Origin of the sequence: Massilia sp. Se16.2.3 (assembly GCF_014171595.1) — a bacterium.
In the GTDB taxonomy this organism is placed as follows: domain Bacteria; phylum Pseudomonadota; class Gammaproteobacteria; order Burkholderiales; family Burkholderiaceae_D; genus Telluria.
The window spans coordinates 18,644-33,560 of sequence record NZ_CP050451.1; the positions used below are offsets into that span (position 1 = coordinate 18,644).

At 65.8% G+C, this 14,917-nt stretch carries 11 protein-coding genes and 4 pseudogenes; 8 read left to right on the top strand and 7 right to left on the bottom strand.

The window, feature by feature from the left end; translation table 11 throughout:
- Positions 1-79 precede the first annotated feature (79 nt).
- The 3 genes and pseudogenes from G4G31_RS00085 to G4G31_RS00095 form a co-directional block, all read right to left on the bottom strand.
- A complete protein-coding gene (locus tag G4G31_RS00085) occupies positions 80-274 on the bottom strand; it encodes a hypothetical protein (protein WP_182989787.1) in 195 nt (64 codons plus the stop codon).
- A gap of 70 nt (positions 275-344) precedes the next feature.
- A pseudogene (xerD, locus tag G4G31_RS27825) lies at positions 345-1,248 on the bottom strand (site-specific tyrosine recombinase XerD).
- Positions 1,221-1,746, bottom strand: a pseudogene (locus tag G4G31_RS00095) (methylated-DNA--[protein]-cysteine S-methyltransferase). Before G4G31_RS00095 ends, xerD begins: the two co-directional pseudogenes overlap by 28 nt.
- Before the next feature lie 359 nt (positions 1,747-2,105).
- On the opposite strand from G4G31_RS00095, the pseudogene G4G31_RS28760 reads away from it, so the two are divergent.
- Positions 2,106-2,921: pseudogene (locus tag G4G31_RS28760) on the top strand (substrate-binding periplasmic protein); the annotation flags it as partial.
- Positions 2,922-2,936: 15 nt separating this feature from the next.
- Positions 2,937-4,871: a putative bifunctional diguanylate cyclase/phosphodiesterase gene (locus tag G4G31_RS27315; protein WP_374011335.1), complete on the top strand. Its 1,935-nt coding sequence runs from the start codon at positions 2,937-2,939 to the stop codon at positions 4,869-4,871.
- Between the two features lie 422 nt (positions 4,872-5,293).
- Here G4G31_RS27315 and G4G31_RS00105 read toward each other — a convergent pair whose 3' ends face one another.
- The 3 genes from G4G31_RS00105 to G4G31_RS00115 form a co-directional block, all read right to left on the bottom strand.
- Positions 5,294-6,574 carry a TRAP transporter large permease gene (locus G4G31_RS00105; protein ID WP_182989788.1) on the bottom strand — a complete coding sequence of 427 codons (1,281 nt, stop codon included), beginning with the start codon at positions 6,572-6,574 and terminating at the stop codon, positions 5,294-5,296.
- A complete protein-coding gene (locus G4G31_RS00110) occupies positions 6,571-7,149 on the bottom strand; it encodes a TRAP transporter small permease (protein ID WP_182989789.1) in 579 nt (192 codons plus the stop codon). The genes G4G31_RS00105 and G4G31_RS00110 overlap by 4 nt, the downstream gene beginning before the upstream one ends.
- Positions 7,150-7,264: 115 nt before the next feature.
- Positions 7,265-8,257 (bottom strand): TRAP transporter substrate-binding protein, encoded by a 993-nt coding sequence (locus G4G31_RS00115; protein WP_182989790.1) that lies wholly within the window; start codon positions 8,255-8,257, stop codon positions 7,265-7,267.
- A 156-nt stretch (positions 8,258-8,413) separates the two neighbouring features.
- Here G4G31_RS00115 and G4G31_RS00120 point away from each other — a divergent pair, with 156 nt between their 5' ends.
- From G4G31_RS00120 to G4G31_RS00130, 3 genes are all read left to right on the top strand, one after another.
- Positions 8,414-10,405: a PAS domain S-box protein gene (locus G4G31_RS00120; protein ID WP_308621951.1), complete on the top strand. Its 1,992-nt coding sequence runs from the start codon at positions 8,414-8,416 to the stop codon at positions 10,403-10,405.
- 18 nt (positions 10,406-10,423) lie between these two features.
- On the top strand, positions 10,424-11,005 hold the full coding sequence (locus G4G31_RS00125) for a response regulator transcription factor (protein WP_182989791.1): 582 nt from the start codon (positions 10,424-10,426) through the stop codon (positions 11,003-11,005).
- Positions 11,006-11,485: 480 nt separating this feature from the next.
- Positions 11,486-11,839, top strand: coding sequence for a DUF3052 family protein (locus tag G4G31_RS00130; protein WP_229425239.1), 354 nt, complete (start codon positions 11,486-11,488; stop codon positions 11,837-11,839).
- Between the two features lie 44 nt (positions 11,840-11,883).
- On the opposite strand, the pseudogene queG reads toward G4G31_RS00130, so the two are convergent.
- Positions 11,884-12,854: pseudogene (gene queG / locus G4G31_RS00135) on the bottom strand (tRNA epoxyqueuosine(34) reductase QueG).
- Between queG and G4G31_RS28765 the strand changes: the two are divergent.
- The 3 genes from G4G31_RS28765 to G4G31_RS00145 are packed head-to-tail and all read left to right on the top strand — an operon-like array spanning position 12,825 to position 14,902.
- Positions 12,825-13,040 carry a hypothetical protein gene (locus G4G31_RS28765; protein WP_229425706.1) on the top strand — a complete coding sequence of 72 codons (216 nt, stop codon included), beginning with the start codon at positions 12,825-12,827 and terminating at the stop codon, positions 13,038-13,040. The pseudogene queG and the gene G4G31_RS28765 sit on opposite strands and share 30 nt — an antisense overlap.
- A 3-nt stretch (positions 13,041-13,043) precedes the next feature.
- On the top strand, positions 13,044-13,529 hold the full coding sequence (tsaE, locus tag G4G31_RS00140) for a tRNA (adenosine(37)-N6)-threonylcarbamoyltransferase complex ATPase subunit type 1 TsaE (RefSeq protein WP_182989793.1): 486 nt from the start codon (positions 13,044-13,046) through the stop codon (positions 13,527-13,529).
- Positions 13,493-14,902, top strand: coding sequence for an N-acetylmuramoyl-L-alanine amidase (locus tag G4G31_RS00145; RefSeq protein ID WP_182989794.1), 1,410 nt, complete (start codon positions 13,493-13,495; stop codon positions 14,900-14,902). Before tsaE ends, G4G31_RS00145 begins: the two co-directional genes overlap by 37 nt.
- Positions 14,903-14,917 lie beyond the last annotated feature (15 nt).

The window sequence follows — 14,917 nt, forward strand, 5'->3', positions numbered from 1 at the left end:
CCGCAGTGCATGCTTGAGCTGAACGCGTAGGCGGCGCGGAGGCCGCAGGACCGCACCGCGCCCGGTGTAGCCGCCTACCCTACGGCGTTTGCGTCTCCTGCGCATCCGCACTCACCTCGGCCTCGTCCTCGTCCCCTCCCTCTTCACCCTGCTCTACGCCAGCCCCCTGCGGATTGTTTTTTGCTTCCGCCTTGCGCCTGGCTTTTTCTTCCGCCTTGCGTTTCTTTTCCAGTTCCCGTTGCCGCTTCTCGTACGAAAAGTTGGTTTTGGCCATGATTACCTCTTGTGACTTGAAAGGAGTAGTGCGCGACTATTATGCGCCAGTTAAGCTTGCGGCATTTGAATTAACCCCGTGGATGGTGGCGCGCATGCAGGTGCTTCAGGCGCTCGCGCGCAACATGGGTGTAGATCTGTGTGGTCGAAATGTCCGAATGGCCCAGCAGTAATTGCACCACGCGCAGGTCGGCGCCATGGTTCAGCAGGTGGGTGGCGAATGCATGGCGCAGCGTGTGCGGCGACAGCGGCGCCTTGATGCCCGCCTTCAATGCATGCTTCTTGATCAGGATCCAGAACATCTGGCGCGTCATCGGCCCGCCCCTGCCGGTCACGAACAGGGCGTCGTCGACCTGGCCGTTCAGGATGATGCCGCGCGCATCCTTCAGGTAGCGCTCGATCCAGGTGCGCGCCTCTTCGCCGAAGGGTACCAGGCGCGTCTTCGCCCCCTTGCCGGTAATGCGCAGCACGCCATCGTTCAGGCTGAGTTCGACCACTTTCAAGGCCACCAGTTCCGATACGCGCAAGCCGCTCGCGTACATCAGTTCGAGCATGGTGCGCTCGCGCAGGCCGAGCGGGGTCGACACGTCGGGCGCCGCCAGCAGCGCCTCGACCTGGGACTCGCTGAGCGTGTGCACGAAGCGGGTCTGGCTGGCGCGCGCTGGCCATGTTCAGGCAGGGGTCTTCGGCCACCTGGCCGCGCCGCAGCGCCAGCTGGTAGAAGCGCTTTAGCACCGACAGCCGCCGGTTCGCCGTGCTCGGCTTGGTGTCAGGGTGGCGTTCGGCGAAATAGGCGGCCAGGTCCGGTGCGGCGGCCGCCAGCAGGCCGCGTCCGGGACGCTTGCTTTCCAGCCAGCCGGCGAACAGGCGCAGGTCGCGGCGGTAGGCGTCGAGCGAGTTCTTCGCCAGGCCCTGCTCGAGCCATAGCGTGTCGCAGAACTCGTCGATCAATCCCAGATCGACTGCTGCTGCCATGGGGATGCGGTGGCGCCTTCGTGACGCAGCAGCCAGCGCTTGACCGACAGGTGAAAACCGTTCTCGTCGTCGTTGCTGGCAAAGCCGCCCAGTCCCGCGGCCGCCGTCACGCGGTGGCAGGGGGATGACGAGCGGGAACCAGTTGGCGCCGCAGGCCTGGCCGACCGCGCGTGGGGCCGAGCCAATTTCCTTGGCGATGTTGCCGTAGGTGCGAACGGTACCGCGCGGGATCGCGCTGATCGCGTCCCCACGCGTTTCTGGAAGGCGCTGCCGGCCTCGAACAGCGGCAGCTCGAAACGGAAGTCCGGGTCGCGCAGGTAGGCTTCGACCTGGCGCGCGGCCGCTTCCGCCGTCGCGTTCTCGGCTGACTTTTTCCTCGAAGCGCGGCTGCAGGTAGACCAGCTCGCGCAGCCGCTCGCCTTCGGTGCGGACGCCGATCGCGCCGAACGGGGCCGCCACGATGGCGGAAAACAGCTCGCTGCCTTGTTGTGTGCTCATCCCCGCAGTTTACTCCTCGCGCGCGGCCTCCACCACCACTTTTTCGCCTGAGCAATTACTCTTCCGTGGCGGCTGTGTCGCGCAAAAACGTCTATGCTGTGGGCGAGTACGCCTGAAAACGGTATCGGGACAAGGCGCATGCGTGCGCACGCTTGCACAGGGTCTGCAAGCGCAGCGCCGCATGCCGCCGCCGCGATCGGTCAGGCGCTCCATACCGGAGCCGACCCTATGCCGCGTGTCACCCGCATTCTGGCTTTCCTGTTCCTGCTGGGCTGCCTGGCCCAGGCCGGCGCGCAGCCGCGCACGGCGCTGCGGGTCGGCATCCATTCGAACGCCCCCCAAGGTATTCATGGGCGAAGATGGCCAGGCTTCCGGCATCCTGGTCGACCTGCTGCGCGACCTCGCCAGCGCCGAACACTGGACGCTCGAGTTCGTGCCCTGCGAATGGACGGCCTGCCTCGACGCCCCTCGCTGCGGGGCGCATCGACCTGTTGCCCGACGTCGCCTGGTCCGAAGAGCGGGCGCAGCGCTTCGCCTTCCACCGCGTGCCGGCGCTGCACAGCTGGTCGCAGGTGTATGCGCGCCGGGGCAGCGGCATCCGTTCCCTGCCCGACCTGAAGGGGCGCCGCATCGCCGTGCTGGCCGGCTCGGTCCAGGCCCACAACCTGCCCGCGCTGCTGGCCAGCTACGGCGCCGGCGCGGTCCTGCTGCCCGCCGCCTCGCTGGAAGGCGCGTTCGACATGGTCGAAGCGGGCGATGCCGACGCGGTCGCCGCCAACCACTTCTTCGGCGAGATCGAGGCCAAGGCGCACCGCTTCGAGGCCACGCCGGTCGTGTTCCAGCCGGCGCGGCTGTTCTATGCCGCTACCCCGGGACGCCATGCGGCCGTACTCGAGGCCATCGACCGCCACCTCGAGACCTGGACCCAGGACCCGCATTCCGCCTACTTCGCCACCCTGCGGCGCTGGCAGGCCGCCGGCGAACCGGGCGCCATGCCGCCGCTCTTGTGGTGGGTGCTGGCGGCCACGGTGGGCCTGCTGTTGTCGGCCCTGGCCGTGGCCAGCTGGCTGCGCACCGAGGTTGCCGTGCGCACGCGCGAACTGCGCGAGAACGAGCAGAAGCTCACCACCATCCTCGACAGCGTCGATAGCCTCATCTACATCAAGGACCGGGATTCGCGTTACCAGTACGTGAACGGCGCCGTATGCCGCCTGCTGAACCGCCCGGCGCGCTGCATCATCGGCCAGGGTGACGACACCCTGTTCGGGCCGGAAATGGCACGCATGACGCGCGCCGGCGACCTGGCCGTGTTCGAGGAGCACCAGCGCTTCGTCTCGGAAGAACGCATCGGCGACGGGATCTACCACACCACCAAGCTTCCGCTGGTACGCGGCGAAGAGGTGTATGGCCTGTGCGGCATCACCACCAACATCACCCCCAGCAAGCAGGCCGAGGAATCGCTGCGCATCGCCGCCATCGTGTTCCAGTCGGGCGAAGGCATGTGCGTGCTGGGGCCGGACGCGCTGATCGTCGAGGCCAACGAGGCCTTTGGCCGCCTGCACGGCTGCCCGCCGCAGGAGCTTGCCGGCACGCCCCTCCCCGCCTTTTCGCTGGCCCAGGAGGGCGAGGACTACCGCGAACGCATGTGGGATGCCGTGCGCGCCGACCGCAGCTGGCAGGGTGAGGTCTGGACGCGGCGCCGCAACGGCGAGGCCTATCCGGCCTGGCTGACGGTGAGTGCGGTGCGCGACGCCGCCGGGGTGCTGACCAACTTCGTCTGCACCCAGTCCGACATCAGCGCGCAGAAGCAGGCCGACGAGCAGATCGTCCAGCTGGCCTACTTCGATCCGCTCACCAGCCTGCCGAACCGGCGCCTGCTCTACGAGCGCCTGGGCCACTGCCTGCGCCAGCACGGGCGCAACGGGCGCGTCGGCGCCCTGCTCTTCCTCGACATGGACAATTTCAAGGACCTCAACGACAGCCGCGGCCATGTCGTTGGCGACCATTTGCTGCAGCAGGTGGCCGCGCGCCTGCAGACCTGCGCGCGCGAGAGCGATACCGTGGCGCGCCTGGGCGGAGACGAATTCGTGATCCTGCTCGAAGCGGTGGGCGCCGATGACGCGGAAGCGCAGCGCCACGCCGAAACGGTCGGCGAAAAAATCCTGGCCGCGCTGCGCGAGCCTTTCGAGGTAGCCGGCGCCATCTACCATGCCACCTGCAGCATCGGCATCACCCTGTGCAGCGGCCAGGAGCAGCAGCTGGACGACCTGATGCGCCGCGGCGACCTGGCGATGTACGAAGCCAAGCGCCATGGCCGCAATACGCTGCGCCTGTTCGAGCCGTCGATGGAGCTGGAAGTCACCTACCGCACCGTGGTCGAATCCGAGCTGCGTGCCGCCCTGCTCGGTTCCCAGTTCGTGCTGCACTACCGGGGCCAGGTCGACGGCCGCGGCACGCTCACGGGGGCCGAGGCGCTGGTGCGCTGGCAGCATCCGCAGCGTGGGCTGGTCGGCCCGGCCGGCTTCATTGCGATTGCCGAAACTTCCGGCCTGATCCTGCCGCTGGGCCGCTGGGTGCTGCGCACCGCCTGCCAGCAACTGGCGCTGTGGGCCGCCGCGCCCGCCACCGCCCACCTCACCCTGGCCGTGAACGTCAGCGTGCGCCAGTTCCTGCAGCCCGATTTCGTGGCCGAGACCCTGGCCATCCTGCACGAGAGCGGCGCCGACCCGGCGCGCCTGAAGCTCGAGCTGACGGAGACCCTGATGATCGAAGGCGTCGAGGAAACCATCGGCAAAATGCGCGCCCTGCGCGAGCACGGCATCCGCTTCTCGCTCGACGACTTCGGCACCGGCTACTCCTCGCTCAGCTACCTCAAGCGCCTGCCGCTCGACCAGCTGAAAATCGACCAGAGCTTCGTACGCGACGTGCTGGACGACCCGAACGACGCCTCGATCGCGCGCAGCGTGGTGGCGCTGGGCAAATCGCTGGGGTTGGGGATCATTGCGGAAGGGGTGGAAACCGAGGCCCAGCGCTCCTTCCTGGCAGGGATCGGCTGCGACAACTGGCAGGGGTATCTGTTCAGCCGGCCGGTGGATGCCAGGACGCTGGAGGAATTGGCGGCGTGAGAATTTCGTAGGGTGGGCACTCGTGCCCACGCGGTCTCACCGCATGCACGGACGCGGCATCACACCCAGCGATGGGTACATATACCGCCGCGGGCGAGAGTGCGGCAATCATCCGCACGACCGCGTGGGCACAAGTGCCCACCCTACGTTGAGCCAGCGTCAATACAAATCGCACACGCAAAAAAAAGCGCACCGTAAGTGCGCTCTTGAATCATGGTCACGTCCCGGCCGCTAGGCGTACCCGCAGGCTCTGTCGAACGTGTGTCTCCTCACATGATCTCCGGTATGGACTACCGTTTTTTTCTCTGCCCTCCCCAAGACGCGATGTCCGGGCGCCGTGCACCGTATGGGTGCCGACAGCGCTCCATCATAACGCAACTGTGACTTCAAAAGAATAGATTTTTATATACGTTTTTCGAAAATCAATTGTAGATGAGGTTAGGCAGCCACAGCGAAATCGCCGGTACATAGGTCACCAGCAGCAGGAAACCGAGCATCGTCAGCAGCCACGGCATCACCGCCACCGTCAGCTCGGAAATGCCCATCTTCGTGATGCCGGACGCCACGTACAGGTTCAGTCCCACCGGCGGATGGCACATGCCCACTTCCATGTTCACCACGATCAGGATGCCGAAGTGGATCGGGTCGATCCCCAGCTTCATTGCCACCGGGAACAGGATCGGCGCCATGATCAGCACGATCGACGAAGGCTCCATCACGTTACCCGCCAGCAAGAGCAAGATGTTCACCACCAGCAGGAAGCCGATCACGCCCAGGCCCTGGTCGGTCAGCCAGCCGGCCATCTGCTGCGGGATGTTTTCGCTCGTCATCAGGAACGAGAACAGCACGGCGTTCGTGATGATGTACAGCAGCATGGCCGACAGCGCGGCCGAGTCCAGCAGCACCTTGCCGACCTGGGCCAGGCGCAAGTCCTTGTAGACGAAGACGGCGATGATGAAGGCGTACACGGCGGCGATCGCTGCCGCTTCCGTCGGCGTGAAGATGCCGGAATAGATCCCGCCCATCACGATCACGATCAGGAACAGGCCCCAGGCGCTGCGGCGAAAGGCGGTCCAGCGCTCGCCCCAGGTGGCGCGGTTCATGCGCGGGTAGCCGCGCTTTTTCGCGATGACCCAGGTCGTCAGGCCCAGCAGGAAAGCCAGCATCAGGCCCGGCACCACGCCGGCCATGAACAGCTGGCCGACCGAGGTGTTGGTCGTCACCGAATACATCACCATCACGATCGAAGGCGGAATCAGGATGCCGAGCGCGCCCGAAGTGGTAATCACCCCGGCGCCGAAGCGTTTCGGGTAGCCCTGCTTGACCATCGCCGGCAGGATGATGGAACCGATCGCGACCACCGTGGCCGGGCTCGAACCCGACACCGCCGCAAACAGCGCGCAGGCGACGACGCCGGCCAGCGCCAGGCCGCCATGCCAGTGGCCGACCATCGAGGTGGCGAAGCGGATCATGCGCCGCGCCACCCCGCCGTGGGTCAGGAAGTTACCGGCCAGGATGAAGAACGGGATCGCCATGATCTCGAACTTCTCGATGCCGGTGAAGAGCTTCAGGGCCACCGATTCGATCGGCACCGTCGTCATGGTGAACAGGAAGGCGAGCACCGTGAGGCCGAGCGAGATCGAGATCGGCATCCCGGTCAGCATCAACAGCAGCAGCAGGATGAAAATGATGGCCGCGTTCATACGACACCTTTCGAAATCGGCAGGTCGTCGTCATCGAGGCCGCCCAGGCCTTCGACGTGACCATGGTCATGGTGCGGCACTTCGCCGGTGCGCAGGAAGCCCACCGTTACCTGCAGGAAGCGGAAGCACATCAGGTAGGAGCCGAGCGGGACGGCCAGGTAGATGATCCACATCGGCCATTCGAGGTCGGCCGAGGTCTGGTCGGTCTCGGACATGTGCCAGACGAAGTTGGCGCCGAGGGTGCCGACGATGCCGGTAAACAGCGCGCCAGCGAGCAGGCCGAGCACGATGAACTTGGCGCGCCAGCGCTCGTTCAGGCGGTTGACCAGCACGTCGACGCCGACGTGGATGCCGGTGCGCACGCCATAGGCTGCGCCGAATTTCGCCATCCACACGAACATGTAGATGCACAGTTCCTGGGCCCAGCTGGTATTGATCTGGATGAGAAAGTCCTGCATCGCCGGGATCGGCACGCCGGACAGGTAGCGGTGCACCACCGCGATGAAGATGACGATCGTTGCCGCCGCCATCAGGGTCGCGATGATCCACTCTTCGAGTCGATCGAGGTATTTCATGGTGTCTTTCGGATGGGATGGGCAGGCCGCGCGGGCGCGGGCCGCCTGCGCTGCGAGCATGGCGGCGCCGCGATCCCGCCGGGAGCCGCGGCGCCTGCCTGCTTGATGGTACCGCTTACTTCTTCGCCGTCTCGCGGCTGATCGCCTGCACCAGGTCCTTGCCGATGCGGCTTTCCATCTGCTTGTGCACCGGCAGCAGGGCATTGCGCCACTGTGCCTGTTCGGCCGGGGTCGGGTTGTAGATCGTGGTCTTGCCGGCCTTGCGGATGGCTTCCATGGCCAGGTCGTTGTCGCGCTGGGCGATCGCTTTCTCGAAGGTGGTGGCATCGCGCATGGCCTGCTCGAGCTGGCCGCGGATGTCGGCCGGCAGGCCGTCCCAGAACTTCTTGTTGACGATGACGGCGTAGCCCAGGTAACCGTGGTTCGATACCGTCAGGTGCTTCTGCACCTCGTGCATCTTCTGGGTGTACATGTTCGACGGCGGGTTCTCGGTGCCGTCCACCACGCCGGTCTGCAGCGCCTGGTAGACCTCGGAGAAGGCCAGCACCTGCGGGTTGGCGCCGAGCGCACGCATCTGGGCGTCGAGCACCTTCGAGGACTGGATGCGCATTTTCAGGCCGCGGAAATCGGCCGGGGTATGCAGCGGCTTGTTGGCCGACATGATCTTGAAGCCGTTATCCCAGTAAGCCAGCCCCGTGATGCCCTTCGGCTCCAGCTTTTTCAAGAGGCCCTTGCCGATCGGGCCTTCGGTAACCGAGTACAGCGCCGTCTTCGACGGGAAGATGTACGGCAGGTCGAAGGCTTCGAATTCCTTCACGCCGAGCGGGCCGAATTTCGCCAGCGACGGCGCCAGCATCTGCACCGCGCCCAGCTGCAGCGCTTCGAGTTCTTCCTTGTCCTTGTAGAGCTGGCTGTTCGGATACACTTCGACCTTGACGCGGCCGTTCGTCAGCTTCTCGGCTTGCGCCTTGAAGCGCTCGGCGGCCTGGCCTTTCGGCGTATCGGTGGCCACCACGTGGCTGAACTTGATGACGATGGGTGCCTGGGCCCAGGCGGCGTTCATCGACATGGCCACGGCGAAAGCCGCGACGAGCGCTTTGATCTGCATGTTTTGTCTCCTTGACGTTATCGATCACGTTGAATCGCGTATTGTATTCGGCAGTGATGTATTTACCAACGCTGGCGAGTCTGCTTGCCCGCATTTCGCGTTGCAATTGTGGAATTCCACAATAGCATCAGCTTGAGAAACCATCCACGGTAGCGCATGAAAAATCCGTTCAAGTTGCCGCGCCGTGCCCACCTGTCGCGCCCCTGGCGCTGGCTGGTGCCGGTGCTGCTGGTGCTGCTGTTCCTGGCCGTGCTGCTCTGGCTGCCCTGGCAGGCGCGCCAGATGGAGAGCAACGAGCGCCAGGAGCAGCTGATCGCCGACACCCTGTGGGTCGAACAGACGCTGCGCTTCGAACTCGCGCGCAGCGAAGAGGCACTGGCCACGCTCGGCGCCGACCTGGTGGGCACCCCGCCCCCACCCGACGTATTGCGCGCGCGCCTGGCGCAGATGTTCAAGAACGGCCACGAGCTGCGCCGCGTGCTGTGGCTGGACGCGAACGGCCGCGTGCTGGCGCACCATGGCGCCGAGCCGGCGGGGGGGCAGCCTGGACGCGATCGGCCGCGAGACCGACGAGATGGCGCGCCTGACCCGTACCGGCCGCTACACCGAGCCCTATGGCGCAAGCAGCCACGCGCCCGGCCTGGTCGACTACTACCTGCCCCTGTATCGCGAAGCTACCTACGCAGGCAGCATCGTCGCCACCTACAGCCTCAAGATCCTGCTGGACGAGACCGTGCCCGGTGGTTCGCGCAGGACAACGCCCTCTCCCTGCTCGATCGTAACGACGCGATCGTGGCATCGCGGGCCGACGGCGGCCCCGGGCGCGGCGTCTACACGCACCGGCGCGCCCTCGACCTGCCGGGCGCCTCGATCGTGCTGGCCACCGACAGCGTCAAGGGCGCGCCGCGCCTGCTGCCGAACCTGCTGGTCGGCTCTGTCATCGTGCTCGCCCTCGGCCTGCTGCTGAGCCTGCTTACCTTGTGGCGCCACATCTCGCGTCGCCTCGCCGCCGAGGGCGCGCTGCGCCAGCAGATGGCCTTCCGCACGGCGATGGAGAATTCCCTGATGACGGGCTTGCGCGCACGCGACCTGGAAGGACGCGTCACCTATGTCAATAAAGCCTTTTGCCAGATGGTCGGATTGCCGCCGGAAGAACTGCTGGGCAAGAAGCCGCCGATGCCCTACTGGGCGCCGGAAGCGATGGCCGAGTACGAGGAGCGTTTCGCCGCCGTGCTGGCCGGTACCGCCACGCCCCAGTTCGAGACCGTGTTCCAGCGCTCGGACGGCGTGCGCGTGCCGGTGCTCGTGTTCGAGGCGCCCCTGCGCGACAGCCGCGGCGAGCAGACCGGGTGGATGAGTTCCATCCTCGACATCACCGACCGCAAGAAGGCCGAGGAACTCAATCGCCAGCAGCAGGAAAAACTGGAAGCAAGCGCCCGCCTGGCCACCATGGGCGAGATCTCGTCGATGCTGGCGCACGAATTGAACCAGCCGCTGGCGGCGATTTCCAGCTATACCGCAGGCGCCCTGAACGTGCTGGAACGCGCCGACAGTGGCGTGCCGGTCGAACCAAACCTGCTGCGCCGCGCGCTGGAACAGGCGCGCCAGCAGGCCCAGCGCGCCGGCCAGATCATCAAGAGCGTGCACGAGTTCGTGAAAAAGAGCGAACCGCAGCGCGAACAGGTGGAAATCAAGAGCGTGATCGACGGCGTACGCGCCCTCGTCGAGCTGCAGGCGCGCAAATCCTACGTGGCGCTGCAGGTGCACCTGCCGCCGCAGCTGCCGCCGGTGCTGGCCGACCGCCTGATGCTGGAACAGGTGCTGCTGAACCTGACGAGGAACGGCATCGAGGCGATGGCCGAGGTGGCGCCGGAGCGGCGCATCCTGCGCATCGCGGCTGCCGCCGACCCGAGCCAGGTGTCGGTCTCGGTGATCGACCACGGCCATGGCATTGCACCGGATGTGGCCGAGCGCCTGTTTTCCCCCTTCTTCTCGACCAAGGCCGAAGGCATGGGCATGGGCCTGTCGATCTGCCGCACCGCAATCGAGTTCCATGGCGGTACCCTGACGCATGCGCCGAACCCGGGCGGCGGCACCGTGTTCACATTCAGCCTGCCGCGCCAGGGCGCATCCGCCGAGCTACAATAAATCCAACAGGAGACCCGCATGCTGCATATCGTCGACGACGAAGACGTAATCCGCGACGCCCTCGCCTGGCTGGCGCAATCGCGCGGGCTGGCGGTGCGCGAACACGCGGGCGGCCAGGCCTTCCTCGACAGCCTGGGCGAGCCCGACACCGGCGGCGACTGCGTGCTGCTGGACGTGCGCATGCCCGACATGAATGGCGTCGCCGTGTTCGACCAGATCATCAGCCGCGGCCTGCTGCCGCGCCTGCCCGTGATCTTCCTCACCGGCCATGGCGACGTGCCGATGGCGGTCGATTCGCTCAAGCGCGGCGCCTTCGACTTCTTCGAAAAACCCTTCAACGACAACCAGCTGATGGACCGCGTCGACCAGGCCCTGGCCGCCTCGCGCGCGGCTGCCAGCGCGGCCCAGGTACAGGCGCGGCTGGCAACCTTGTCGGCACGCGAACGCGAAGTGCTCGACCTGATTTTAGCGGGCAAGATGAACAAGGTGGTGGCGGACGAGCTGGGCATCAGCATGCGGACCGTCGAGGTGCACCGGGCGCATATCTTCGACAAGATGCAGGTGAAGACGGCGGTGGAGCTGGCGGGCTTGTTGAAGTAGCGCCTGTTGGTGCCGCGCTGGTGGGGCTGTTGCCTGTGCTGTTCGTGGCGCATTCCATCCGCGTGGGCATGAATGCCCACCCTACGGGACACGTTAGCTGGTTCGGGGTTCGCATGAGCTCGCCACTACAATTTCCCGTAGGGTGGGCACCTGTGCCCACGCGGATTGAAGGCCCCACGAACAGAACAGGCAACAGCCCCACAAGCCCAAGCAAACCGCTCCAACCAGCCTCTTGCGATCCCCGAATCCGCCCCTACCTGTTTGTCATCCCTCCCGCACCCATTCCCCGCACTTTTAGGCAGCGCAAGACGCGCTACCGAACCTGGCCACGTGGTTTGTCCACGGTGCGCACAGGACGTGCCAGGACGTCCTGTTTGGAGGATCGCTTGTAAAATCAACTTGAACGCGTCGCCGCCTGCGCTCGTGCGATGCCAACTTCTTTAGGGAAAGCAGATGAACGAAAAGACAGTTGCAGACAGGATGTTTTTGCGCAATGCGAAGTCGATGCAGGTCATCAACGGCGGGGTGCACCCCACCGTCGTATCGCAGCTTCCGCAGGAATTGATACAGGAAGGCGACGGCCCCTTCGACGTGATCATGCTGTGGTGCCTGAACCGCAAGGACCTCGAGCAATACCTGCCGCAGGCGAAGGAGCGCCTGGGCGACAAGGGCTCCCTGTGGATCGCCTACCTGAAGCAGACGGCCTCGAAAGCCACTGATATCAATCGCGACTCGATCAACGCCTATCTGAAGGAAAACGGTATCACCGCCGTGGCGATGATCTCGATCGATGGCGACTGGTCGGCCCTGCGTGCGAAACGCATCGAAGTATGAGCCTCGGGCTTGTGCCGCCTGCGCCGCGCATCATGCAAGGCGCGTCATGAATCGGCATGGCAGCTCAAGGCCCACGCCACGTGTTCGCGCACCAGCGCGGACGGGTGCTGCGCGCGTGCATGCAGTGCCGCCACGATGAGCGGGTCGCCGCGGCGCGCGCCTGCCGCATTGCCGAGGCCGACGGCCAGGTTGCGTAGCCAGCGCTCGTGACCGATGCGCCGGATCGGGCTGCCCTCCAGCCGGCGATTGAATTCCTCCTCTTCCCACCCGAACAATTCCACGAGGCTCGCTTCGCCCAGGCCGTTGCGCTCGTCGAAATCGGGCACGACGGCGCGGGTAGCGAACTTGTTCGAGGGGGCAGACCAGCTGGCAATCGTCGCAGCCGTAGATGCGGTTGCCGATCAGCGGCCGCAAGGCCAATGGAATCGGCCCCTTGAGTTCGATCGTCAGGTAGGAAATGCAACGGCGCGCATCCAGCCGCCCGGGGCCGAGGATGGCGCCGGTCGGGCAGGCGTCGATGCAGTTGCTGCAATGGCCGCAGTGGCCGCTGGCCGGCGCGTCGACCGGCAGCGGCAGGTCGACCAGGATCTCGCCGATGAAGAAGGTCGAGCCCGCTTCGCGCGAAAGCAGCAGCGTGTGCTTGCCGCGCCAGCCCAGGCCCGCTTTTTTCCGCGAGCGGCAATTCCATCACCGGCGCCGAATCGGTGAACACCCGGTAGCCATACTCGCCGATTTCCGTTTTGACGCGCTCGACCAGCTGGGCCAGGCGATTGCGTAACACCTTGTGGTAGTCGCGGCCGCGCGCATACATCGACACCACCGCCGCGCCCGGCTCCAGTTGGCGGGCGCTTTCCCGCGCGCGCCAGTCGCCGTCCTTCAGGGGCAAATAGTCCATGCGCGCCACGATCGCGCGCACGGTGCCGGGCACCAGCTCGGCGGGGCGGGCACGCTTCATCCCGTGGCTTGCCATATAATCCATCTCGCCATGGTGACCCGCCGCCAGCCAGGCCTGCAGGCCCGCTTCCGCGTGCGCCAGGTCGACATCGGCGATGCGCAGGTCGGCAAAGCCGAGTTCACGGCCCCATGCCTTGATGGCGCGCGTCAGTTCGTGCAGGTCGGGAGTGGGTGTGGACATACTGGCAAACTGGACAATCGCAGCGCGGGCGCGCCACGTAACTTGACGTCAAACACGGTATTCTAATTGATGCAGCACTTCTCAGCCCACCTGCCGGATGAAGCGGCGACCATCGCCCTCGGCGCCGCCCTGGCGCATGCCATCGTGCCTGGCCTCGTCATCTACCTGCACGGCGACCTCGGCGCCGGCAAGACGGCGCTCACGCGCGCCCTGATCCAGGCCGCCGGCCACAAAGGGACCGTGAAAAGCCCGACCTACACGCTGTCGGAACCCTACCGGGTGCAGGTCGGCGGCGAGCCTGTGAACATCATCCACTACGACCTCTACCGGATGGCCAGTCCCGAGGAATTCCTCGACGCCGGCTTCCGGGAAGATTTCAATGGTCACAACATTTGCATCGTCGAATGGCCGGAAAAGGGCGATCCAGTGTTGCCGCCACCCGACGTCCGAATATTGCTTACAGTCAGCGGCCACGGCCGTGAGGTAGAATTGCAGGCGTTGTCCCAACTGGGTCTGCTATGCCTCGACCGCCTCTCCTTCCCTCCGCCCCGCTGAATTCGACTGCCCGCCGCCGCCGCACCCTGCTCAAAGCCGGCGGTACGCTGCTGCTGTCGGTGCTCGCGCCGCTGCCGGCCCGCGCCGCGCAGATCCTGGCCGTGCGCGTCTGGCCGGCCGACGACTACACCCGCGTCACGCTGGAAAACGACAGCGAGCTGAAAACCGAGCATTTCCTCGTGCCCGATCCGCCGCGCCTGGTGGTCGACATCGACGGCCTGGAGCTGAACAGCACCCTGAAAAGCCTGGTCGCCAAGATCGAGTCGAACGACCCGTACATCAAGCAGGTACGCGTGGGCCAGAACCGCCCGAACGTGGTGCGCCTGGTGTTCGACCTGAAGGAAGAGATCAAGCCGCAGGTGTTCACGCTCGCGCCCATCGCCGAATACAAGCACCGCCTGATTTTCGACCTGTACCCGGTCAAGGCGCCGGATCCGATCGCCTCGCTGATCGAAAAAGGCGAATGGTCGCCCGGCGATGGCACCCCGACCGCGGTGCCGGCCGTGCCGGCGACGTCGAACCAGCCCGTTGCCCCCGATCCGGTGGCGCGCCTGGAAGCGGAGATCGCCGCGATGAGCGGCAACCCGCCGGCGCGCCCGGTGCAGCCGACGCCCACGCCCGGCAAGCCGGAGCCGAAAGCGGCGGCACCCGCCAACAACGTGGTGCGCATGGTGACCATTGCGCTCGACCCCGGCCATGGCGGCGAAGACCCGGGCGCGATCGGCGCCACCGGCACCCGCGAAAAGGACATCGTGCTGGAAGTGGCCAAGCGCCTGAAGACCAAGCTCGAAGCGCTGCCGAATACCCGCGTGATGCTCACCCGCGACGGCGACTATTTCGTCCCGCTCGGCACCCGGGTGGAAAAGGCGAGGAAGGTACAGGCCGACCTGTTCGTCTCGATCCACGCCGATGCCTTCACGACGCCCAGCGCGCGCGGCTCCTCGGTATTCGTGCTGTCCGAACGGGGCGCAACCTCGACCGCGGCGCGCTGGCTGGCGAACGACCAGAACAAGGCCGACATGATCGGCGGCGTCAATCTCGCGCGGCACGACAAGCAGCTGGCAAGCGTGCTGTTCGACCTCTCGACCACGGCCCAGATCAACGACAGCCTCAAATTGGGCAAGGCGGTGCTGGGCGAAATCGGCGGCATCAACCGCCTGCACAAGGCGGCGGTCGAACAGGCCGGCTTCGCGGTGCTGAAGGCGCCGGACATCCCCTCGATCCTGGTCGAGACGGCCTTCATTTCGAATCCGGAAGAGGAAGCGAAGCTGAAGAACGACAGCTACCAAGACCAGCTGGCCAGCGCCATCACCAAGGGCATCAAGCAGTATTTCGCGGCCAATCCGCCAATGGCCAAGAGCCGCACGACCTGATTCCCGCCGCGCGGC

Excerpts from the sequence above, each read along its gene's own strand:
- G4G31_RS00085 (WP_182989787.1), bottom strand. The coding sequence starts at position 274 with ATGGCCAAAACCAACTTTTCGTACGAGAAGCGGCAACGGGAACTGGAA.
- G4G31_RS00105 (WP_182989788.1), bottom strand. The coding sequence starts at position 6,574 with ATGAACGCGGCCATCATTTTCATCCTGCTGCTGCTGTTGATGCTGACC.
- G4G31_RS00110 (WP_182989789.1), bottom strand. The coding sequence starts at position 7,149 with ATGAAATACCTCGATCGACTCGAAGAGTGGATCATCGCGACCCTGATG.
- G4G31_RS00115 (WP_182989790.1), bottom strand. The coding sequence starts at position 8,257 with ATGCAGATCAAAGCGCTCGTCGCGGCTTTCGCCGTGGCCATGTCGATG.
- G4G31_RS00120 (WP_308621951.1), top strand. The coding sequence starts at position 8,414 with ATGAAAAATCCGTTCAAGTTGCCGCGCCGTGCCCACCTGTCGCGCCCC.
- G4G31_RS00125 (WP_182989791.1), top strand. The coding sequence starts at position 10,424 with ATGCTGCATATCGTCGACGACGAAGACGTAATCCGCGACGCCCTCGCC.
- G4G31_RS00130 (WP_229425239.1), top strand. The coding sequence starts at position 11,486 with ATGTTTTTGCGCAATGCGAAGTCGATGCAGGTCATCAACGGCGGGGTG.
- G4G31_RS28765 (WP_229425706.1), top strand. The coding sequence starts at position 12,825 with ATGGTGACCCGCCGCCAGCCAGGCCTGCAGGCCCGCTTCCGCGTGCGC.
- tsaE (WP_182989793.1), top strand. The coding sequence starts at position 13,044 with ATGCAGCACTTCTCAGCCCACCTGCCGGATGAAGCGGCGACCATCGCC.
- G4G31_RS00145 (WP_182989794.1), top strand. The coding sequence starts at position 13,493 with ATGCCTCGACCGCCTCTCCTTCCCTCCGCCCCGCTGAATTCGACTGCC.